This is a genomic window from Dokdonia donghaensis DSW-1 (genome assembly GCF_001653755.1).
GTDB classification, from domain to species: Bacteria; Bacteroidota; Bacteroidia; order Flavobacteriales; family Flavobacteriaceae; genus Dokdonia; species Dokdonia donghaensis.
This window is the reverse complement of sequence record NZ_CP015125.1, coordinates 3,016,918-3,039,929: the sequence shown is the minus strand read 5'-3', so window position 1 is coordinate 3,039,929 and position 23,012 is coordinate 3,016,918. Positions and strand designations below refer to the sequence as shown.

16 protein-coding genes are annotated in these 23,012 nt (G+C 38.0%); 12 read left to right on the top strand and 4 right to left on the bottom strand.

Annotated features, from left to right (window positions below; all coding sequences use genetic code 11):
- Positions 1-260: 260 nt before the first annotated feature.
- Genes I597_RS13280 through I597_RS13255 form a run of 6 tightly spaced genes read left to right on the top strand, consistent with a single transcriptional unit; the run spans position 261 to position 8,663 of the window.
- Complete coding sequence (locus tag I597_RS13280) at positions 261-3,863, top strand: CheR family methyltransferase (RefSeq protein ID WP_035325194.1); 3,603 nt, start codon at positions 261-263, stop codon at positions 3,861-3,863.
- 4 nt (positions 3,864-3,867) lie between these two features.
- Positions 3,868-6,075: an ATP-binding protein gene (locus tag I597_RS13275; protein WP_035325193.1), complete on the top strand. Its 2,208-nt coding sequence runs from the start codon at positions 3,868-3,870 to the stop codon at positions 6,073-6,075.
- On the top strand, positions 6,075-6,482 hold the full coding sequence (locus tag I597_RS13270) for a response regulator (protein WP_035325192.1): 408 nt from the start codon (positions 6,075-6,077) through the stop codon (positions 6,480-6,482). The genes I597_RS13275 and I597_RS13270 overlap by 1 nt, the downstream gene beginning before the upstream one ends.
- A 2-nt stretch (positions 6,483-6,484) precedes the next feature.
- Positions 6,485-7,030: a response regulator gene (locus I597_RS13265; protein WP_035325191.1), complete on the top strand. Its 546-nt coding sequence runs from the start codon at positions 6,485-6,487 to the stop codon at positions 7,028-7,030.
- Positions 7,027-7,602, top strand: coding sequence for a biliverdin-producing heme oxygenase (locus tag I597_RS13260; RefSeq protein ID WP_035325190.1), 576 nt, complete (start codon positions 7,027-7,029; stop codon positions 7,600-7,602). The genes I597_RS13265 and I597_RS13260 overlap by 4 nt, the downstream gene beginning before the upstream one ends.
- Positions 7,603-7,646: 44 nt before the next feature.
- Positions 7,647-8,663 carry a helix-turn-helix domain-containing protein gene (locus I597_RS13255; RefSeq protein ID WP_035325189.1) on the top strand — a complete coding sequence of 339 codons (1,017 nt, stop codon included), beginning with the start codon at positions 7,647-7,649 and terminating at the stop codon, positions 8,661-8,663.
- Here I597_RS13255 and I597_RS13250 read toward each other — a convergent pair.
- Both I597_RS13250 and I597_RS13245 read right to left on the bottom strand, forming a co-directional pair.
- Positions 8,660-8,956 (bottom strand): putative quinol monooxygenase, encoded by a 297-nt coding sequence (locus I597_RS13250; protein ID WP_035325188.1) that lies wholly within the window; start codon positions 8,954-8,956, stop codon positions 8,660-8,662. The genes I597_RS13255 and I597_RS13250 overlap by 4 nt on opposite strands.
- Positions 8,953-9,789: an SAM hydrolase/SAM-dependent halogenase family protein gene (locus tag I597_RS13245; RefSeq protein WP_035325187.1), complete on the bottom strand. Its 837-nt coding sequence runs from the start codon at positions 9,787-9,789 to the stop codon at positions 8,953-8,955. Before I597_RS13245 ends, I597_RS13250 begins: the two co-directional genes overlap by 4 nt.
- Before the next feature lie 185 nt (positions 9,790-9,974).
- On the opposite strand from I597_RS13245, the gene I597_RS13240 reads away from it, so the two are divergent.
- The 3 genes from I597_RS13240 (at position 9,975) to I597_RS13230 (ending at position 16,786) form a co-directional block, all read left to right on the top strand.
- Positions 9,975-10,931 (top strand): PhoH family protein, encoded by a 957-nt coding sequence (locus I597_RS13240; protein WP_035325186.1) that lies wholly within the window; start codon positions 9,975-9,977, stop codon positions 10,929-10,931.
- Positions 10,932-11,046: 115 nt separating this feature from the next.
- A complete protein-coding gene (locus I597_RS13235) occupies positions 11,047-12,000 on the top strand; it encodes a phosphoribosylaminoimidazolesuccinocarboxamide synthase (RefSeq protein ID WP_035325185.1) in 954 nt (317 codons plus the stop codon).
- 319 nt (positions 12,001-12,319) lie between these two features.
- A complete protein-coding gene (locus I597_RS13230) occupies positions 12,320-16,786 on the top strand; it encodes a T9SS type A sorting domain-containing protein (protein WP_236884373.1) in 4,467 nt (1,488 codons plus the stop codon).
- 74 nt (positions 16,787-16,860) lie between these two features.
- On the opposite strand, the gene I597_RS13225 is transcribed toward I597_RS13230, so the two are convergent.
- Positions 16,861-17,940, bottom strand: coding sequence for a DNA topoisomerase IB (locus I597_RS13225; RefSeq protein WP_035325182.1), 1,080 nt, complete (start codon positions 17,938-17,940; stop codon positions 16,861-16,863).
- Between the two features lie 106 nt (positions 17,941-18,046).
- Between I597_RS13225 and I597_RS13220 the strand changes: the two genes are divergently transcribed.
- Positions 18,047-19,435: an alanine/glycine:cation symporter family protein gene (locus tag I597_RS13220; RefSeq protein ID WP_035325181.1), complete on the top strand. Its 1,389-nt coding sequence runs from the start codon at positions 18,047-18,049 to the stop codon at positions 19,433-19,435.
- An 18-nt stretch (positions 19,436-19,453) separates the two neighbouring features.
- On the top strand, positions 19,454-21,064 hold the full coding sequence (locus tag I597_RS13215; protein WP_035325180.1) for a hypothetical protein: 1,611 nt from the start codon (positions 19,454-19,456) through the stop codon (positions 21,062-21,064).
- On the opposite strand, the gene I597_RS13210 is transcribed toward I597_RS13215, so the two are convergent.
- Complete coding sequence (locus I597_RS13210; RefSeq protein ID WP_035325179.1) at positions 21,039-22,667, bottom strand: acyl-CoA carboxylase subunit beta; 1,629 nt, start codon at positions 22,665-22,667, stop codon at positions 21,039-21,041. The genes I597_RS13215 and I597_RS13210 overlap by 26 nt on opposite strands.
- A gap of 161 nt (positions 22,668-22,828) precedes the next feature.
- Here I597_RS13210 and I597_RS13205 point away from each other — a divergent pair, with 161 nt between their 5' ends.
- Positions 22,829-23,011 carry a CAL67264 family membrane protein gene (locus I597_RS13205; protein ID WP_035325178.1) on the top strand — a complete coding sequence of 61 codons (183 nt, stop codon included), beginning with the start codon at positions 22,829-22,831 and terminating at the stop codon, positions 23,009-23,011.
- Position 23,012: the final 1 nt, after the last annotated feature.

Sequence of the window (23,012 nt, the reverse complement as noted above, 5' to 3'; positions counted from 1 at the left end):
TATTTTTTTTATATTACCTTGTCTATAAACGGTTTATTTTAGCTAATTTTGATTTCTTAATTTTTTGTTAAAATGTTCTCATTTGGCTAAATTATGAATGCTATTAATGCAATGCATCTATAATCATAATCAATTTAAATGAGCTCATTATGAAAATGTTAAAATAAATCGTAAATTTCTAAAGCGAAATAATTTTTGAGACTCTAGTGTGAGAATTAGTGACTTAAACAGGTGTATATTTCTCACTAAATTTCTATTTCTTGAAAATCTCAAAAAATAAAAAACACATTATTGTTGCTGTAGGGGCAAGTGCAGGAGGTCTAGAGGCTCTCAATGCTTTTTTTGGTAATGTGGTAGAAAATTATGACTACAGTTATGTAATCATACAGCATCTATCACCAGATCATAAGAGCTTAATGGCAGAGTTACTTGCAAAGAAAACTAAAGTGCCTATAGTAGCAGTTACAGACGACTCTATAATCGAGAGAAACTGCATTTATGTGATTCCTCCTACTATGAATCTTGTAATACAAGATGGACATCTCAAGTTACTAGACAAGCCAGAGGCAAAAACGCTCAATTTATCCATAGATTTATTTATGGAGTCTCTAGCAGTGGCCTATGGTAGAGATGCTGTAGGTGTTATATTAAGTGGTACGGGTAGTGATGGTACACGTGGTATACAGGCTATAAAAAAACAAGGTGGACTAGTCCTTGTACAACAACCAGAAGATGCTAGCTTTAATGGTATGCCATCTAGCGCAATAAATACGGGTGATGTTGATTATATCGTTCCTGCAAGAGAAATGATAGGTGAGATACATACGTATTACAATGATGGTCTCATTGTAAACTATGATGATGAAACTTCTCAAAAAATAAATGAGCAGTTGCGCACCATTTTAAACATATTGCATAGTAGCACTACAATAAATTTTAACTACTATAAAAGACCTACCATATTAAGACGTACAGAGCGACGTATGAATAGTCTTAAAATTAAAACCTTTGATGAGTATATTAACTATCTCCATATGCATTCTGAAGAGGTCATTATTTTATATAAAGAGTTTTTAATAGGCGTGACAAAATTTTTTAGAGATACAAAAGCGTGGGATCTACTTGAAACAGAAACCATACCTGCAATTGTAAGTGATAAGCATAATGGTGATATTATAAAGGTTTGGGACGTGGCTTGTTCTACAGGAGAAGAGTCATACTCTATAGCCATCCTTTTTGAAGAAGAAATTAAGAAGCAAAATAAGGATATAACGCTCAAAATTTTTGCTACAGATATTTCTGAAGAACATATACAAAGTGCATCTGCAGGTGTATTTACAAAGCGAGTAGTAGATAACGTACCACTTTCAAAATTAAATAAATACTTTAGTCAAGAGGCTGATGAGTTTAAAATCAACCCAGATCTCAGAAATAAAATTATTTTTTCAAATCACGATATTTTAAAAGATCCTCCATTTAAAAATATGGATATGGTTATATGCCGAAATCTTTTAATATATCTCAAGCCAGAGGTGCAAACCGCCGTCTTACATACCCTGCATTACTCGCTTAAACGTGATGGGTATTTATTTTTGGGTTCTAGCGAGTCTCATACAGCTTTACGTAACTCTTTTGAAGCTGTAAATGGAAAGTTGAATATTTTCAAAAACATTATCCCATCAGAAAGATTGCATAGTGAACTTCTTACTTCAAATGTTAAAAAGGGTAGTAGTACGCTTTCGCGAAAGCAAAAACAAAAATCGGTCACACCTTCGGTATCCTTTGACGGAGATATTAAGATGTGTATTTCTGATGCGATTATTTCACAGTTTGATACCGCTAGTGTTTATATAGACAGTGATTTTAAAGTAGTTGACGCAATGGGGGCCTTTGCAAAATATGCTCAGTTGCCAGAAACCGGTTTTTCACTAGACTTGCTCAAAATGTTGCCCGATAATCTTAAGACTGCTGTAAATAGTGCGACCAGAAAGGCTAAACGCACTAAAAGCGATTTTATTTATAAAAATGTGGCTACACAAAAGGCTGGTGTAGACATTATGGTAAATGTAATCGTAAAGCCCATATTTAAAAATAATACAGATGACTGTGATTATGTAATCACATTTATTGAGCAAGAGTTTACTCCAGACACAACCATACAGACGGGTGTTATGAGCATTGCTACTACACCAGATGCACGTATTAAAGACCTCATTGATGAAATCGAGGAGACTAGAGGAGAGTTAAAAAAGGCCTTAGAAGATGCAGAGAGTAGCAATGAAGAATTACAAACACTTAACGAGGAGTTACTTGCCTCAAATGAAGAGTTACAAAGTACTAATGAAGAGTTGCAAAGTGTAAACGAGGAGCTGCATACCGTTAATGTTGAGCACGTAGAAAAAATGGATGATCTTGCCCTGCTCAATGCAGATATGGATAACATACTCAATAGTACACAGATTGCTACTATATTTTTAGATAGAGAGCTTACTATAAGAAAGTTTACTCCTTCTATACAAGAACATTTTAAGTTAATAAAACAAGATGTAGGGAGGCCTATCGAGCATTTCTTAACCCAGCTGGGTACAGGTGCTAAGTCTATGCTCAAAGCCAAAATCGAAAAGGTGATGGAAACTGGCATAATAAACGAAACCCAGATTAATAAAAAAGATGGGCGTTCATACATAAGGCGTATATCTCCATTTTATACAGGCACTAAAAAAATAGAAGGTTCTGTCATCACATTTGTAGATATTACAAAAACCGTCGAGTCACAGAAAAAATTAAAAGAAAGTCAGCAAAAGTTTAAAGACTTCTACGAGAATGATCCCGTTATGCACGCTAGTGTTAACCCGTCTACCGGTCGTATAGTAGAGTGTAATAAAATATTTTTAGACACCCTTAAACTAAAGTCTAGAGATGAGGCAATAGGTAGACGCATATTTGACTTTTATACAGATCAGTCTAAGGCAAAAGGATTGGGTCTTCTTGATCAGATCCAAAAAACTGGGGTTATAGAAGGAGAGCAAATGACACTTGTAGATATAGATGGAAATCATATACCTATCATTCTCAATTCAGAGCTTGTAGTTCCAGAGGTGGGATCTTCATACTCTAGATCTACTTTAATAAATATATCAGACTTGCAGCGCGCACAGCAACTTATGTATGATAAGAATGAGGAGCTGCAACGCATTAATACAGACCTAGAGCAGTTTGTCTCTATTTGCTCGCACGATTTACAAGAGCCTCTAGGTACGATACGTTTTAGCAGTGATGTGATTTTAAAGAAGTTTAATGAAAATCTCGATCCAAAAGCCACAGAGTATCTAGGTTACATATATGGCGCCGCTGGTAGAATGGCAGACCAAATTAAAGGCTTACTAGAACATAGTCGCATAGGTCAAGAACTGGAGCGTACCGAGGTAGATGTGCAAGAGTTATTAGAAATTGTAAAGTATGACCTAGGTAAGCGTCTTAGAGAGTGCAATGGCAAAATACACTTAAGCAGGATGCCTTCTATATGGGCTTATAAGACAGAGCTTAGATTATTGTTTCAGAACCTCATAGGAAACTCTCTTAAATATTGCAAACCAGATGTGAGCCCGGTGGTGCGCATTTCTTCTTTTGAAGATGAGGGCTATTGGACATTTGTGATTAATGATAACGGTATAGGCATCGCACAAGATGATCTAGATAATGTATTTAAAATATTTGGTAGAGTTGCTACTCAGCACAAGTATGAGGGTACCGGTGTGGGGCTTGCTCATTGTGAGAAAATTGTAAAACTGCACGACGGGACCATTTGGGTAGACTCGCAAGTAAATGTAGGTAGTACGTTTTACTTTAAAATAAAAAAGTAAATATATGTCAGGCCCTTCTACTTTATATCCAAAGAAAATAGACCTTACTAATTGTGACAAGGAGCCTATACATTTATTAGGTCAAGTACAATCACACGCCTATCTCTTTGTAATAGATGCACTTAATAAGCAACTTGTGCGGGCCTCTGAAAATGTATTTGATTTGCTTTCGCGAAAGCGTGAAGACATTCATACAATCACGATTAAAGATATTTTTGGACCTAGTGCTAGTACCATTGCATTCCATATTGAAGGTAAAAATACTCAGACTATTGAAGTCGAAGTTAAAGGAAAGAGATATGTAGTGATTACTCACTATAGAGAAAATCTTATTTATATAGAGCTAGAGCCTATAGTAGCACAAGCAGAGGCTCATATAGTACAGCGACAGCTTTCAGATATTATTACTGATCTTAGTCAAGCTATTACAGTGAGTGAGATGTGTGATAAAACGGCAAATCTCATAAAAAACTTAACCGGTTATGACCGTGTAATGCTTTATAAATTTGATCAAAACTGGAATGGCACAATCATCTCTGAGTCTCGTGAAGAGGTATTAGAAAGTTGGCTAGGGATGCATTATCCTGCTACAGATATTCCACAGCAGGCTCGTAAAAGCTTCTTAAAGCAAGGGGTGCGCATCATTGCAGATGTTGCCTCTCAGACATCTGCCGTATTTCCAGAGCTTAATGAGCAAGGGCAGCCATTAGACCTCACGAATTGTGAGTCTAGAGCCTCTTCTCCTATACATATAGAGTATCTAGAGAATATGAAAGTAGGAGCTACTCTTACTGCTGCTATTGTAAGTAATGGAACTTTATGGGGGCTTATAGCTTGCCACCATTACAGCCCTAAGTTTACAAATTATTACCAGCGGCAAACTATAAAGTTTTTGACTCAAGTTTTTTCTACGCAGCTTACCTTACGTTCTTCAAACGAGGTTCTTGCGCGTATTAATGCCACCACAGCAAGTCGAGCAAAACTTGTAGAACAAATGAGTAATGAGTGGGATGTGCAGGGAGGTTTAACAAAAAAACCTACATCTATGCTAACCATCACAGAAGCTACAGGTGGGGCTGTGTTTCTAGAAAACATTCTGTCTACAGTGGGGGATACACCTAGTAAAGAAGATGTAAAAAATCTCATAGACTGGATATACACAACGCAACTAGGTAATACATATACAACTCAAAATCTTGCTAAAGTATATGAGAAAGGTGAGGCTTTCGCCAAAATGGCTTCTGGCGTGTTATGTGTTTTTATTGCAAAAGGACAAAAGGACTGCCTTCTTTGGTTTAAACCAGAACTAAAACAAGTGATTTCTTGGGGTGGAAATCCAGAAAAGGCCGTTGCCGAAAAAAATAAGCGCTTAAGCCCTCGTAAGTCTTTTGAAAAGTGGAACCAAGAGCAAGTACTTACCTCGTTGCCTTGGAAAGATTATGAAATTGCATCTGCTCAAGCCTTAAAAACAAGTATATCTAATATCATTATAAGTAGATATCAAGAAGTAAAATTACTTAATGATAAATTAAAGGAAGCCTATAAAGAGTTAGAGTCTTTTAGTTATAGCGTTTCTCACGATCTGAGATCGCCACTAAGGGGTATAGATGGATTTGCTCAAATTATTAAAGAAGATTATTTTGACACCCTAGACGATTATGGTAAGAATGCCATACAGACTATTATAGACTCAACAAGTAAGATGAACACGCTTATAGATGACATACTTGCTTTTTCTGGAATAGGCAAGGATCAGACAGCTATGGGAGTTTTTGATATGCAAGAACTGGTAAACGAGGTGGTACAATTTTTACAACTTGAAAAAAAATATAGCAATACTACCATAGAGGTAGAAGCAGATTTACCTAAAGCATATGGAGATAGAGGTATGATTTTTCAACTATTAATTAACCTTATAGGTAATGCCTTAAAGTATAGCCATACAGTACAAAAACCATCTGTACGTATAGGTGTTTTAAAAGATAAATCACCAGCAATTTACTACGTGCGTGATAATGGCATAGGCTTTAATGAGGCTCATAAGGAAAAAATATTCGGTGTTTTTAATAGACTCGTAAAAGACGAATTTGAGGGATCTGGAATAGGGCTTGCGATTGCACAACGTGTTATTGATAAGCATCAAGGAGTCATTTGGGCAGAGAGTAAGGAGCATCAAGGAGCAACATTTTATTTTCAACTCCCAGTTAGATAATGAAAGGATTTATAGTTTCTGTAGAAGATAACCCTAATGATTGTGCATTGATGAAGCGTGTTTTTGAACGTGAGATGCCTTTAGTAAAAACACATATTATAGAAGACTCTCTTAAAGCACTTACTTGGTTTCAAGAGTTTAATGATGTAAAAAATATTCCAGATCTTATATTCTTAGATATCAAAATGCCTAAATTAGATGGGCTAGCATTGCTAAAAGAAATCCGTAGGCTGCCACTTTTTACAAACTCGCCTGTTGTGATAATGAGTTCTTCAGACCAGCTTAGTGATAGGGATAAAGCATATGCATACGGTGCAAATAGTTATCTAGAGAAACCTAAAAGTTATACAGAACTCAAAGAACGATTACCCATAATCTCGAGCTACTGGCTTACGTTAAATAAATAGTTATGATAACAGAAGTACATATATTGCTAGTAGAAGACACAGAGTCTGATGCTGTTTTGATTACTAGGCAGATTCATAAACTAGATAAAAATTATAAAGTTCAAGTTGTAGATAATCTGTCTGATCTAGAGGTTGCTATTAAAACGTTTAATCCTCAACTCATAATTTCGGATTATAACCTGCCTACTTGTACGGGTATGGAGGTTCTAGAGGTATCTAGAGATAAATCGCCTACAGCTATTTTTCTATTTGTTACAGGCACCTTACAAGATGAGGAGCTGGCGGCAGAGACTATTTTAAATGGAGCGGATGGCTTCATACTCAAAAAGCATATAAACGTACTGGCCTCAAAACTATCACCATATATTGATAAAATTAAGAATAGACCAGTTATAGTTCAGAATACGAGAAATAGAATAAAACAAAGTACAGATCTCGTTAGTGATATCAAGAATTATATGGATGATATAAATAAAGAGAATATCACTCATCAAGAGCGCATTGCCAAAATAAGAGAACACCTAGAAAAAATCAAAAAATCCCTATGATATTAGAACATCTTAAAGAAAAAACTAAAGCCATACACGATGAGGTAGAAGAAGATAACCTTACGGGCTTTATAATGGATGGCAGTATAAATCAAGCGCAATACGAAGAGCTCTTGAGGCAAAACTTTTCTGTTTATAAGGCGGTCGAAGATTTTATAAACGCACGTTATGATAACTTACCAGACGAGCTTAAGCCCTTTGCTGGTTATCACAAAACAAATGCACTGGCAAAGGATATAGCTGGTTTTTCTAACTTTCCGTTACCACAACCTACAGCCATTACAGGCCCTCGGGACTTAGGTACGCTCGTAGGAGCTTTATATGTAATAGAGGGATCTATGATGGGGGGTATGATGATGAGTAAAAAACTACAATCTTGTGAGAAGTTGTCTCATATAGAAGCGCATTATTTTTATAACACAGATACAAAAGTAGCTGCTGCGAGATGGAAATCATTTAAAAATGCCGTGCAAAGTTATCAGTTTACAAATAATGATATAGAAAAGGCTACAGCTAGTGCCATTCATATTTTTGAACACTTTAAAAAGGCTTATAAAAAGCCCACAATGTAGTATCACTTCATATCATTACTACGATTTACTTTTTATAGAGACTTATGAAATCTTACAAACTTAAAATAGCACAGGTAGATGACTTTGTGCCTGAGATTGCAGGGGCATTTGGCGTGAATTTTACAAATAGTTTTGGAGAGTTTGCAGTAAAAATACCATCGCACATAGGTACTGGAGAGATAAAGGGTGTTAATTTTCCTAACGGTATAGGTTTACATATCATAAACTGCGATGTGCACGATGATACTGAGTTCTATTTTGAGAATAATGGTATAAACTCTCTCAGGTTCATATACTGTATGAAAGGAGAGATTGCTCATAAGTTTTCTTCTAGCGAAGAAGAGATTGCCATACGTCGTGCAGAGCATCTTATTGCTGCACCTACGTATGAGGAAGACCAGATTTATATTATAAAAAAAGATAGTCCTGCCATTATTTGTTATCTAGAGATAAATAAAGTTAAGTTTCAAGAGCAATTGTCATATGACCTTAATAAGATAGATGCAGCTTATTATCCACTTTTTGCAGATGTAAACGGATTAACCCAAATTGCTCATAAAGGCTATTACAGTCTTCAAATTTCTGATATCATAGATAGTATTCTCAATAATGAAGATCAAGGTCTGGTTCGTACTAATTACCTAGGTGCAAAGGCGCTTGAGTGTACTTCACTTATGCTTAAACTGTATAGGGAGGACTCACTAGAAGGTAATAAACGTACAACATTAAGACTATCAGATATGGATACTGTGGTAGCTGCCGTAAACTATATAGAAAATAACATTTCAAAACTTGAGACCATACCAGAAATTGCCGAAGCTGTAGGTATAGAAGCTTATAGGTTACAAGATGGTTTTAAACGCAATTATGGTATGACTGTAAATGATTATATTAAGGAGTTTAGACTTAAGAGAGCATTGACTATGCTCACCTCAGAAGATAAGAATGTCTCTGAGGTTGTGTATGCACTTGGACTATCTAGTAGGAGCTACTTTTCAAAAATTTTTAAAGAAAAGTATGGTATTCCTCCTTCTTCATTGCGCAAGGTGCCAGAGCTTTAAACTTGTTTGTCAAGAGAGTTTGTACTCCAGGCTTCTGGTTTTCCAGAAAATTTTGGCTTCGTGTTTGCCCATATGCCTTTAAAGAGATCTGAGTTGCGATAACCCTGCAGAGCCTCGTCAGATTCCCAGTGACTATGTGTAAAGAATATAGAAGGGTCTTCGGCATCTTTAAGTAGTTCTAAGTAGAGACAACCTTTAAAAGCACGTATATCACTTTTTACCTTCTCAAAATTGTTTAAAAACGAGGGTATCTCGCTTTCGCGAAAGCGTAATTTTACCAGTCTTACGATCATTTATCTGTAAAGTTTATCATTACCGTATCTCTATAATTGAGGCCAAAGAGACTAGCAGCACTTCCTACCGTACTAGGATTACTTTTGTAAATAGCAAGTTCTATGTAACCACCAGAGTTAAAAACGGCTAGTTTCTTACCTTCCTCTTCTCGCTTAGACTTTTCTATGTCAAAATTTATAGCATCGCTATACTGTTTGTAGATTTTTGTGATATCTGCACCACGTGCTTCAAGCTTAAAGCTGCGACCTTTGCCTACTTCGTCAAATAATTTTTTTGTGATGTTACTTACCACATTACCATAGTTATCTATATAAATGACGTTACCAGATATCTGGTTGCGAGCCGTGTTTATAACAGGTGCGATACCTGTAAGTTGTCTTATATTATCTATGTTTTTACCTATCACACCAAGGGTACCGCCGCGTGCGATATGACAGGCTGTCTTTACAAACACATCTAGTACAGTAAAGTTAGTAAGTGTGCGGTCGTGTATGTTTATCTCTACTTTTTCTTCTGGTACAATATCTTTTGTGAGTAGCGATATGATACCATTATTTGCACATATAAAATAATGACCATCTAGTTTTACAGCTATGTGGTTTGTTTCTGGTGTGAGCTCGCTGTCTACACCTATAACGTGTATGGACCCTTTCGGGAAATTTTGATAGGCATTTTGAATAATATAAGCTGCCTCCATAAGATGAAAAGGCGATACAGAGTGCGATATATCTACAATACGCACATCCTCTAGTTCTGAGTAAATCGCTCCTTTTACGGCTCCTGCAAAAGGATCTTTCTCGCCATAGTCTGTTGTAAGAGTGATTAATTTCATATAAAGTACTGTGCTTTGTTTTCTTAAAGAGTTACTTGTTTAAAATAGTTATAAACCACCATTGTTTATTATTTAATCGTTAACAGGGTGTTGAACTCGTGTTTTGCTGATTAAAAAAGACGTATTTTAGTAGTAAACAAAGCTAAAATATTTTACGGACGTAACTCACTAAATCCTTCTGCCTTTTGAACGAATTAATCTTAGAACTCTCAGAAATCAATCCGCGCGAATTTTTTGGACAGCGCAATGCTAATATAGAACTCCTCAAGCAGTATTTTCCTAAACTCAAGATAGTAGCTAGAGGTAATAAAATCAAAGCTTACGGAGATGAAGATCTTCTAGAAGAGTTTGATAGGCGTATGACAATGCTTATGGATCACTTTGGGAAGTATAATAAGATAGATGAAAACTCAATAGAGCGCGTACTTACAAGTGTGAGTAAAGAAGATTATGAGACGCCTGTAGAGAGTGGCGATGTGCTAGTACACGGTGTGAGTGGTAAACTCATAAAACCACAAACGGCAAACCAGCGTAAACTTGTAGAGCTTTCAAAAAAGAACGACCTAACCTTTGCTATAGGCCCTGCCGGTACTGGTAAAACATATGTAGGCGTTGCACTAGCGGTAAAAGCGCTTAAGGAGAAGCGAGTAAAACGTATTATACTCACAAGACCTGCTGTAGAGGCTGGAGAAAATTTAGGTTTTCTACCTGGTGATATGAAGGAGAAGCTCGACCCTTATATGCAGCCACTTTATGATGCCCTTAGGGATATGATACCTAGTGAAAAGCTAGAGACATTTATTGAGAAAGGAGTGATACAAATTGCACCTATGGCTTTTATGCGTGGTCGTACACTTGATAATGCTTTTGTGATACTTGATGAAGCTCAAAACACAACACACGCCCAGATGAAGATGTTCCTCACTCGTATGGGACGTAATGCAAAGTTTATGATTACTGGAGATCCCGGGCAGATAGATTTACCTAGACGTGTCACCAGTGGTCTTAAGGAAGCGTTACTTATCCTCAAAACCGTAAAGGGAGTAGGGATGATTTATCTTGATGATAAAGATGTGGTGCGCCATCCTCTAGTAAAGAAAATGATTGCGGCTTATCGCGAGATAGAAAATAGAAACGACTAACATATTTCTATACTTTTAATTCGTAATATATCATTCAGAATTTTACTTTTGAAGAATAACTAATCGTGTTGTTTTAATACCTCAAAAGGATTAATACAACTGTTCAAACCAACCTATAGTGAACACTATTACAGACACTAATTTTAACTTCCCTGGTCAGAAATCTATCTATAAGGGTAAAGTGAGAGAAGTCTACACACTCGAAGATGATTTATTACTTATGGTTGCAACAGATAGGCTAAGCGCCTTTGACGTTGTTATGCCTAAGGGAATTCCTTTTAAGGGACAAATCTTAAATCAGATTGCTACTAAAATGATGAAGGATACAGAAGACCTCGTGCCTAACTGGCTCGTGGCTACTCCAGATCCTAATGTGGCAATAGGGAAGCGATGTGAGCCTTTTAAAGTGGAGATGGTAATACGTGGCTATATGTCTGGGCACGCGGCTAGAGAGTATAAAGCGGGTAGGAGAATACTTTGTGGTGTTGCGATGCCAGAAGGAATGAAAGAAAATGATGCCTTTCCAGAGCCTATCATCACACCAGCTACTAAGGCAGAGATGGGTGACCACGATGAGGATATCTCAAGAGAAGATATTATAAAAAAGAACATCGTTTCAGAAGAGGATTACTTGGTGCTTAAAGATTACACACGCAAGCTTTTTCAAAGAGGAAGTGAGATTGCAGCATCTAGAGGACTTATATTGGTAGATACCAAGTATGAGTTTGGAAAAACAGCAGATGGTGAGATTGTTCTCATAGATGAGATACATACTCCAGACTCTTCTCGTTACTTCTATGCCGAAGGTTATGAGGAGCGTCAGGCAGCTGGCGAAGCTCAAAAACAACTATCTAAAGAGTTTGTGAGACAGTGGCTTATCTCAAATAATTTTCAAGGTCTAGAAGGACAAACGGTGCCTGAGATGACAGACGAGTACATAGAGACTGTATCAGAAAGATATATTGAGTTGTATGAGAATATTACAGGTGACGCTTTCGCGAAAGCGGATACTTCAAACATTCAAGAGCGTATCGAGAAGAACGTTTTGCAGTATCTAAATTCACTTTGAAATTTTATGTGTTAAAGTGTTATTTTGTTAAAATAATATTAAATTCCCTAATTACTGATAAAAGTATATCGTATTAAAGTACTATATATAAAAGATTTTAAAAACTACTATAGTAGCGGTCATATCAGTGTATTCTAGTTAAATACCTTTATTAGAGTTGGAAATTAATATCTTAAAATTTTCCTAATTTTTTCGTTTAAATAGTGTAGCTGTAAAGTTAATATAAAACCGCAGCTTTGGTAATTGCGTAGGTTTTTTATAACAACAAAAACCAAACATTATGCGAAATACTACTATTCGAAAAATTTTATTTTTCTTTTTGACAATCGTTACAACTATGACCAGTTTTGGTCAATTAGTAGTTTCTAATGGAAACGATGATGGGCCTAACTCATTGCGAGATGCTGTTGCTCAAGCAAACACCTTGACTGGAGTTAATACAATTACATTCAATGGAAATTTTGTAATCACACTCACTTCAGGAGAAATTGAGATAACTGAAGATATAATTATAACTGGTAACGGAACAACGGGTACTATAATAGATGGCGCAAGTAATAACGCTCGACTTTTTAATATTACCGGAGGAGCTTCTTCTACTATTACAATGATTACATTTAGAAATGCTATAGAGGCTGGAGACGGTGGTGCAATAGCCCTTTCTAATGCTGGTTTAATCACAATTTCTGATTGTGATTTTACTAATAATACTGCCGGAGGTTCTGGTGGTGGAGGCGCCATTGCAAGTACTGATAGTGATTTAACAATTATGAGCTCTAGCTTTATCGGAAATGCAGCAACAGGTGCTGGCGGAAGTGGGGGAGCGGTATATCAAGCCACTTCTGGACTTCTTACAATTGAAGGTTCGCTGTTTTCGGAAAATACTGCGATACGTGCTGGGGGTGCTGTAGAGGTAGACTCTAATGGAGATATTATATTTAATAATTTAGTTTTTGACACCAATACAGCGGGACCGAGTCCAGGAAACGGTGGCGCTTTTCATATTACAGGAGAAGCAAACAGCACAATAACTGGAGGATCGGCGAATAACAACATCGCGGCAAATGAAGGAGGAGGTTTCTGGAATGGAACAGGTCTTATGACCATTTCAGATGTAGATTTTGAAAATAATAGTGCAAACGGTGATGATAATGGAGCCTCTGGTGGAGGAGCTATTTTTAATGAAGGAGGAGATATAACTATTGATGCAGCTTCGCGTATTGTCGGAAATTTCGCAACTGGAGGTACTTCTGGTTCAGGTGGAGGTGTCCTTGTTGCTGGAGGAAGTTTTGCGGCAACGGGTACAGAAATAGTATCAAATTTTGCAAATAGAGCTGGTGGTGGTATCGAAGTGCGTAACGCATTATCTGACGACAGTCCTGCTACACTGGTACTTACCGATGTGCTTTTGAATATGAATAACGCCGGTGCAGATGCACCAGCTCCAGGAAATGGAGGTGGTCTTCATATTACAGGTCCCTCTACTACAACAATTTCTGGAGGAACAGCAAATAATAATAGCGCATCAAATGAAGGAGGCGCCTTATGGAATGGTTCAGGTTTAATGACCATAGAAGGAATGACTATCGATGGTAACAATGCAGATGGTGATGACAGTGGCGCTTCTGGTGGTGGAGGTATTTTTAATGAAGGAGGTGATATTACTACAGATGTAGATACTTCAATAACAAATAATGAAGCAGTAGCAGGAGCCTCAGGTTCTGGTGGTGGCTTATTAATTGCTGGAGGTTCATATACCGCAACTGGGACTACAATTACTGGTAACTTAACAAATAGAGCTGGTGGTGGTATCGAAGTGCGTAACGCATTATCTGACGATAGTCCTGCTACACTGGTACTTACCGATGTGCTCTTGAATATGAATAACGCCGGTGCAGATGCACCAGCTCCAGGAAATGGAGGTGGTCTTCATATTACAGGTCCCTCTACTACAACAATTTCTGGAGGAACAGCAAATAATAATAGCGCATCAAATGAAGGAGGCGCCTTATGGAATGGTTCAGGTTTAATGACCATAGAAGGAATGACTATCGATGGTAACAATGCAGATGGTGATGACAGTGGCGCTTCTGGTGGTGGAGGTATTTTTAATGAAGGAGGTGATATTACTACAGATGCAGATACTTCAATAACAAATAATGAAGCAGTAGCAGGAGCCTCAGGTTCTGGTGGTGGTTTATTAATTGCTGGAGGTTCATATACCGCAACTGGGACTACAATTACTGGTAACTTAACAAATAGAGCTGGTGGTGGTATCGAAGTGCGTAACGCATTATCTGACGATAGTCCTGCTACACTGGTACTTACCGATGTGCTCTTGAATATGAATAACGCCGGTGCAGATGCACCAGCTCCAGGAAATGGAGGTGGTCTTCATATTACAGGTCCCTCTACTACAACAATTTCTGGAGGAACAGCAAATAATAATAGCGCATCAAATGAAGGAGGCGCCTTATGGAATGGTTCAGGTTTAATGACCATAGAAGGAATGACTATCGATGGTAACAATGCAGATGGCGATGACAGTGGCGCTTCTGGTGGTGGAGGTATTTTTAATGAAGGAGGTGATATTACTACAGATGCAGATACTTCAATAACAAATAATGAAGCAGTAGCAGGAGCCTCAGGTTCTGGTGGTGGTTTATTAATTGCTGGAGGTTCATATACCGCAACTGGGACTACAATTACTGGTAACTTAACAAATAGAGCTGGTGGTGGTATCGAAGTGCGTAACGCATTATCTGACGATAGTCCTGCTACACTGGTACTTACCGATGTGCTCTTGAATATGAATAACGCCGGTGCAGATGCACCAGCTCCAGGAAATGGAGGTGGTCTTCATATTACAGGTCCCTCTACTACAACAATTTCTGGAGGAACAGCAAATAATAATAGCGCATCAAATGAAGGAGGCGCCTTATGGAATGGTTCAGGTTTAATGACCATAGAAGGAATGACCATCGATGGTAATAATGCAGATGGTGATGACAGTGGCGCTTCTGGTGGTGGAGGTATTTTTAATGAAGGAGGCGATATTACTACAGATGCAGATACTTCAATAACAAATAATGAAGCAGTTGCTGGAGCCTCAGGTTCTGGTGGTGGCTTATTAATTGCTGGAGGGTCGTATACTGCAACTGGGACTACAATTACTGGTAACTTAACAAATAGAGCTGGTGGTGGTATCGAAGTGCGTAACGCATTATCTGACGATAGTCCTGCTACACTGGTACTTACCGATGTGCTCTTGAATATGAATAACGCCGGTGCAGATGCACCAGCTCCAGGAAATGGAGGTGGTCTTCATATTACAGGTCCCTCTACTACAACAATTTCTGGAGGAACAGCAAATAATAATAGTGCATCAAATGAAGGAGGCGCCTTATGGAATGGTTCAGGTTTAATGACCATAGAAGGAATGACTATCGATGGTAATAATGCAGATGGTGATGACAGTGGCGCTTCTGGTGGTGGAGGTATTTTTAATGAAGGAGGTGATATTACTACAGATGCAGATACTTCAATAACAAATAATGAAGCAGTTGCTGGAGCCTCAGGTTCTGGTGGTGGCTTATTAATTGCTGGAGGATCGTATACTGCAACTGGGACTACAATTACTGGTAACTTAACAAATAGAGCTGGTGGTGGTATCGAAGTACGTAACGCATTATCTGACGACAGTCCTGCTACACTGGTACTTACCGATGTGCTTTTGAATATGAATAACGCCGGTGTAGATGCACCAGCTCCAGGAAATGGAGGTGGTCTTCATATTACAGGTCCCTCTACTACAACAATTTCTGGAGGAACAGCAAATAATAATAGCGCATCAAATGAAGGAGGTGCCTTATGGAATGGTACAGGTGTAATGACTATTACTGAGTTTACTGTTAATGAAAATAATGCAGATTTTGGTGGAGGATTATTTAATAACGGAGGAACTTTAAATGTAAGCACATCGGCCATAATAAATAATGAAGCATTGACTACGGGTGGCGGAATTGAAAATATTGTAAATGCTATCATGACAATCGATCGATCTACCATCTCTGGAAATATATCAGAAGATAATGGCGGCGGTATCTTTAATTCGGGGACAATAAACGTACAAGCCTCAACTGTAGCAACAAATGAAGCTTTTGGAATAGGAGGTGGTATCTTTTCAGATGGAATGGCAAACCTTTCCTCAAGTATCTTTGCACTTAATGCGGCAACTAGCGGTACAGATGTGAGCGGTATCATTACTTCTGATAACTATAATTTAATAGGTACAGATGATGCTGCAGATTTTACCGCAGATACAGATGATTTAGTTGGTGTTGATCCACTACTAGATGTACTAGCAAATAATGGGGGGATAACCCTCACTCACGCGCTGTTAGAAGGATCTCCAGCATACAATGCTGGAAATCCTGAAAATATGGACACGGATCAGATAGGACAAGATGTTTTCGAAGGGCGCCGCGATATTGGAGCATTTGAAGCTCAGACTATTCTTTCTACAGAGGATTTTGATAGTAATGAGACCCTTACAGTATATCCTAATCCATCAAATGGAGAATCTTTTGTGAGGTTATTACCTCAGTTTGGGGAAAAGCCTCAGATTGAAATTATTGAAGTGGGCTCGGGTAGGCTAGTCAGGAATTTTACGGCAACGCAAATCACGCAGCCATTGCCCCTAACTGGACTGGCAAATGGTTTGTATATACTTAGAGTAACAACAAATACTAAATCTATGAGTAGAAAACTCATATTAGCACGATAAGTTTTAGTTTGTTTGATTATGAAAAGCTCTTCTTATTAGAAGAGCTTTTTTGCTTTCGCGAAAGCGTACTTATATCATTTACTAAAATCTAATTCAAACTTTGAAATCATTTGCAGTAATACCTCTTCAGTTTCTGTAAAAAATGGTCTTGCGCCTTGATGAGCATCTACCTTTTTAAACTCAGCGACGATAGATCCAGACTCGTAGGCATCTACTATTTGAGGATGCACATAGTACTTGCGGCATACATTGCGTGTGTTGCCTAGAGCCTCTGCAGCGGCATCAAAAGCGGTGAGTATGTTTGCTTTGTTTTCTTTTTCGTCTTCTGTGTAGCCTAGATCGTGCACGGTTTCAAAAAAAGTTTTTGTAGCTCCCCAAGTTCTAAAATCTTTTGCCGAAAATAAGTCTCCGCTTATCTCGTGTATGTAATCGTTTACCATCGTGCTATCTATGCGGTGCTTATTGCCATTTGCATCATAAAATTGAAATAACTCCCAGCCAGGTATTTCCTCACAACGGTTTACAAGCTTTGCGAGTTTTTTATTGCGTAGCGTGATGTTGTGCTTTTTGCCTTTTTTACCCACAAACTCAAAGCGAATTTTTTCTTTGGTAGTCGTCACGTGACGTGTACGTAAGGTAGAGAGGCCATAGGTTTTATTGCGCTTTGCGTAGTAGTCGTTACCTATGCGTATGTGAGTCTCTTCCATAAGTCTCAATACAAGTGCAAGTACTTTGCGCTTAGACATATCTGGAGCATCAAGATCTTCATCTATGCGCTCGCGTATGCTAGGCAGTGCGTTTCCAAAATTGGCTAGTTTATAAAACTTAGTTTGGTTTCTAATTTTTGACCACAGGTCGTGGTATCGGTATACTTTTCTGTTTTTTGCATCGCGACCTACCACTTGTAAATGTCCGTTAGGAGGATACGCAATGCGCACTTTCTCCCATTTAGGCGGTATCACAAGATTATTGATGCGCTCTAATTCCTTTTTGTCTTTAAGAGGCTTATCATTAAAGTAATAGTGAAAGTTTTTGTTCTTCTTTTTCCTTCTTATGTTGAGGTCTGCATCTGAGACGTAAATGAGATTTGCTGCGGCTGCAGTTTCCTCAGGATTCCTTAGGATGTTCTCGATTTGGCTGGCGGTGAGTGTCATAAGAGTAAATTTAGTGACGAAAACAAACGCCTGTTCAAAAATATATGTGAACGTTTTGGTAAACTGCTCTTAATTTTTGTTACTTCACCATATAAATAGATCTTGTATGCAAGCACAACCATCATTTTACGATCAGGCTAATGAACTTATAGCAGATTTTTCTAGCGCTATGTGGGGAATCCCGCTCGTATGCTTACTTATAGGTGGCGGTCTGTTTTTGCTCATCTATTCGAGATTTTTGCCATTTAGATATCTAGGTCACGCTGTTGCAGTCTTGCGAGGCAAGTATGATGGAGAAAATGATGAAGGAGAGATTACACACTTTCAGGCGCTCACTACAGCGCTTAGTGCAACCGTAGGTATGGGTAACATCGCTGGTGTGGCAGTAGCAATTGCGATAGGAGGTCCAGGTGCTGTTTTCTGGATGTGGATGAGTGCCATTGTGGGTATGGCAACAAAGTTTTTTACAGGCTCACTTGCCATAATGTATAGAGGTAAAGATAGTGAGGGCAAAACACAGGGAGGACCTATGTATTTTATCACAGAAGGAATGGGTAAAGCTTGGAAACCGCTTGCCGTAATTTTTAGTATTGCGGGACTCGTGGGAGCATTGCCGGTTTTTAATGTAAACCAACTTACACAGGCGGTAAATGATATATTACTCGTACCTCAGGGTGTTGAGGTGGGTTTTACCTCTAACTTGATTATCGGGCTCGTGCTTGTTGCTATCACGGCAGTTGTCATACTAGGCGGACTCGATCGTATTTCTAAAACGGCATCAAGACTCGTGCCTGCGATGGTCTTTATTTACTTTGTAGCGGTAATGGCAATACTCTTTGTAAACATAGATGTAGTTCCTAAATATCTGGGTCTCATATTTACAGATGCCTTCTCTGCCGATTTTTATACGGGAGATAAACTGCTGGGTGGCGTGGTAGGTGGATTGATTTTATTAGGTATAAAGCGTGGTGCTTTTTCAAACGAGGCTGGTGTAGGTACGGCACCTATGGCGCACGGCGCTGCAAAAACTGCACAACCCATACGTGAAGGACTGGTGGCAATGCTAGGCCCTGCAATAGATACCATTGTGGTGTGTACACTTACGGCGCTTGCAATTTTGGTGACAGACGTGTGGCAAACGACAGATGCAAATGGAGTTACGCTTACGGCTTCCGCTTTCGCGAAAGCGTTATCACCCGCAGGAAAATACATTTTACTATTGTGCATCGCCGTGTTTAGTATCTCATCGCTTTTCTCATATAGTTACTACGGGACGAAGTGCTTGAGTTTCCTTTTTGGAGCGCATAATAAGAAGTATTATAACATAGCTTACATTGCGAGTATCTTGATAGGAGCAACCACATCACTTAGTATGATGATTAACTTGATAGACGGCTTTTTTGCCATAATGGCAATACCAACGATGATTGCAACCTTGTACCTCGCACCAAGAGTGATGAAGGAAGCGAGGAGGTATTTTAAGGAGTTGGGTTAATTAAAAAAACTTCAAATTATGAAACTAAATTTCACTTTAATAATTATAAATCTGTTTCTTTTAGTTAGTTGTGCAAATGATACTAAAACTTCAAAAATTCCTGCAATAGACAACCAAAAAGAGCCAGAAATTGAGAATGAAGTTCTACCAATGTACTTGTCTGGTAAAACCGATGAAAATAATGGATTTGAAAATTTCGATTTAATAGACTATTCGACTTTAGATAATGCCAGACCAAATAAGAATGTTATTCATTTAGTGCACAAAGATTCACTCCCTAAATTATATAAGATTAAAAAATCCCAGATTATGGAACTTATGATGTGGGGTGAAGATGATTTTTATAATACACTTGTTTTTGTAACTCCTGGCGACAGTATTCATTTAGAAGTCAACAACGGGAAATTTGAGTTTTTAGGAAAGAACGCGGCTCATTATAATTTTTATTTAAAAGCAGATCCACAGAGAAATAATTATAGTAAGCTCAGCTACAAAGGAGACTTAGAACTTTATAAAAATCAGGTAGATCAAGTATATGCGAACAGTAAAAAGATTTTTGAAGAATATCAGATAGAACATAATGTTTCGAGAGAATTTGTAAATTATGTTTCTAATGAATTAAAATCTGAATATCTCTACAACTTATCTAATCCAAGAGAAAAAAGTAAACCAGGAAATCCAAATTATAATAGTATCAATGGACTGACAGAAACATTAAAGAAGACACCAGCGTTTCGAATTGACGGTGTAGTTGACCTTAGTAGTTATTATGGCGACATTAGTGTGGAAGACTTTAAAAGGCCAGACTTTGTTAATAATGACTATTTTAAAAGGAGCTTAATCTCTTATATAAGGCAGTATTTTGTAAATCACGAGTATCTGGATTATAATGAAGAAAATCTAGATGCAGAATTAAAATTTGTAAATGAAAATTTCACAGGGGAAATAGCAAATTTTGCAAGAGTTAAGATTTTATCTGACTACTATAACAAAGGTTTTGGCAACGATAAAATATCTCAAGAAATACTTTTGAGAGAAATTCAACAAATTGAAAAGACTGAGGCTAGAGAAGATTATAAAGCTGTAGTTCGTGAGCTTAAAGCAGATTTAGCATATCGATTAATTAAATTACCTGAAAGTGTGCTTTCTGAAAAAATGACATCCTTAGAGGGTGACACTCTTACGTTTGGAGAGATTCTCGATAAAGGAAATAAATCAAATTTCATCAATATTTGGGGGCGATCCTATACAGGAGAACAGTGTCTTCCGTGTTTAGAAGGATTTGAAAAGCTCTCAGTAAATGAGGATATTGATAAACTAGATAGAATTTCTATATCCTTAGATCACGATGAGGATAGATGGGAAAAAGATGTAAGATCATTTCAGGCGTATTTGAATCCAAGAGAACAATTCAGGTCCGTAGCTCCACCTCATAAAAGTATGATTACTACATTTTTCAAAATGACTTTACCACCCAAATATGCAAAAATCCCTCGTTATATGATAATTGATAACGAGGGACTAGTTTTATACAATAATCTGCCTTCAACTAATGATAGTATTCTATTAAAAAAGGTCTTAACTAAAATAAATAATCAAAAATCTACACTTGGATCACCCCAAGATTAAAAGGCTTCTCGATAGGAGCGTGGTCTGCAGCTTCTATTCCCATTGAGATCCATTTGCGAGTGTCTCGAGGGTCTATAATACCATCTGTCCAGATTCTTGAAGCTGCATAGTATGGTGATACTTGATCATCATAACGAGACTTAATACGGTCAAAAAGTTCTTTTTCTACCTCTGGTGTGATTTCTTTCCCTTGCTTTTTAAGAGATGCAGTTTCTATCTGTAGTAACACTTTTGCAGCACTATTACCAGACATTACTGCAAGCTCTGCACTAGGCCAAGCTACTATGAGTCTCGGGTCATAAGCTTTACCGCACATTGCATAGTTTCCTGCTCCGTAAGAGTTTCCTATAACAATAGTAAACTTAGGCACCACCGAGTTTGAAACAGCGTTTACCATTTTTGCTCCGTCTTTTATAATACCTCCGTGCTCACTTTTGCTACCTACCATAAAGCCAGTAACATCTTGTAAAAATACAAGCGGTATCTTTTTCTGGTTACAGTTGGCTATAAAGCGCGTCGCTTTATCTGCACTATCAGAATAAATCACTCCGCCAAACTGCATTTCTCCTTTTTTAGTTTTTACAAGCTTGCGCTGGTTTGCTACGATTCCCACGGCCCAGCCATTAATGCGAGCATAACCCGTAAGTATAGATTGCCCGTAGCCCTCCTTGTACTCATCAAACTCAGAGTTGTCTACCAGTCTGTCTATAATGTCTCGCATATCATATTGATCTGCACGAGAGGCAGGCAGGATACCAAAAAGTTCTTCTGGGTCCTTTGCAGGCTTTGCAGGTTCAATACGGTTGTAACCTGCTTTTGTATAATCGCCTATTTTCCCCATCAATTTTTTAATGGTATCAAGAGCGTCCTTATCATCTTTAGATTTATAATCTGTCACACCAGAAATCTCACAGTGTGTAGTGGCTCCTCCTAGCGTCTCATTATCTATAGATTCACCTATTGCAGCTTTTACAAGGTAGCTTCCCGCAAGGAAAATACTTCCCGTTTTATCTACTATAAGCGCTTCATCACTCATAATAGGTAAGTATGCACCACCGGCAACACAACTTCCCATTACAGCAGAAATCTGTGTGATACCCATACTACTCATCACCGCATTATTACGGAAGATGCGTCCAAAATGCTCCTTATCTGGAAAAATCTCATCTTGCATAGGGAGATAAACACCCGCACTATCTACTAGGTAGATAATAGGTAGCTTATTTTCCATAGCAATTTCTTGTGCTCTTAGATTTTTCTTTCCTGTGATGGGGAACCAGGCTCCGGCCTTAACAGTAGCATCATTTGCAACGATGAGACATTGCTTGCCAGATACGTATCCTATTTTTACAACCACACCACCAGAAGGGCATCCGCCGTGTTCTTCATACATTCCTTCTCCAGCAAATGCGGCAATCTCAATACACTTTTTTGGGTTGTCTACGAGGTAATCTATGCGCTCTCGGGCAGTCATTTTACCCTTAGCTTTATGTTTATCTATACGTTTTTGCCCACCACCTAGTTTTACTTCGGCAAGGCGGTTTCTCATCTCTGATAAGAGTAGCTTATTATGATCTTCGTTTTTATTGAATTTTAAATCCATAAAATGTGTGTGTGCTTGAATGTTTTTCTGTCTATAAAGGTAAGTATTGTAGCACAAGCTTGAAATGAGAATTGTAAAAATTACCGACTACCCAAATTCCAATAAATAACCGATATTTGTAGCTTGTCTTATTACATAAGATTTTCCCTAAAAATAAAACTATGGGTATGAATAAAAATACCGTTTTGGCGTGGGCCACTTTTATAATGATTTTAGTAGGTTTAGGACTTATCGGTCTTGGCGTTTTTAAATATACCGATGTTGCCGGATGGGGTTTTGCCTCTGTAGGTGTTGGATTTTTTGCCATTGCTTGGGTTTTTAATGCCCTTAAGGGTCGTGTATAAT